The organism is Nocardioides sp. CPCC 206348, from assembly GCF_048654705.1.
GTDB lineage: Bacteria > Actinomycetota > Actinomycetes > Propionibacteriales > Nocardioidaceae > Nocardioides.
On record NZ_JBMCZA010000130.1, the window covers coordinates 1 to 573 of the forward strand.

1 protein-coding gene is annotated in these 573 nt (G+C 70.9%); it reads left to right on the plus strand.

The annotated features are described in order from the left end of the window. Positions 1 to 573, plus strand: a 573-nt coding sequence (locus ACOADB_RS07560) for an alpha/beta hydrolase (RefSeq protein ID WP_378597406.1), incomplete at both ends; no start/stop codon positions are given.

Genomic DNA, 573 nt, shown 5'->3' on the forward strand with positions numbered 1-573 from the left:
GTGGAACGGCGACGCTGACGATGCCGAGGACGAGTTCGTCCGATCGCTCCGGGGCGTCGACGAGATCGCGGAGGGACAGCGGGCAGCACAGGATCCCGATCGGCCCGATCCCGACGCGCTCGGCCGCGCCTTCGACCGCCGTGTCGGCGATCCCGTGGCCCTGGCTGCCTGGTGGCGGACGCTGTCACGTGCGCAGAAGCAGGCCCTGCTCGCCGAGCGGCCGCACGACATCGGCAACGCCGACGGCATTCCCGTGCGTGATCGTGACGAGGCCAACCGTGCCGCGGTCTACAGCGACATCGATCGGCTCACCCGCCAGGAGGCCGACGGGGAGCTGACCGACGACGAGCGCGCGATCCTGGACAACGCCACGGTGATCCGCGAGGAGCTCAACGGCCGGCTGGACGACATCGATCCGCTCACCGGCGAGCACCTGGTCCACGTCATCGTCTACAAGCCCGGCGAGCACGGGGGCGACGGTGGGGTCGCGATCAGCTTCGGTGACCCCGACCGTGCCGACCACGTGTCGGTCAACGTGCCCGGCCTGACCAGCGAGACGTCGAGCCTGCCCGG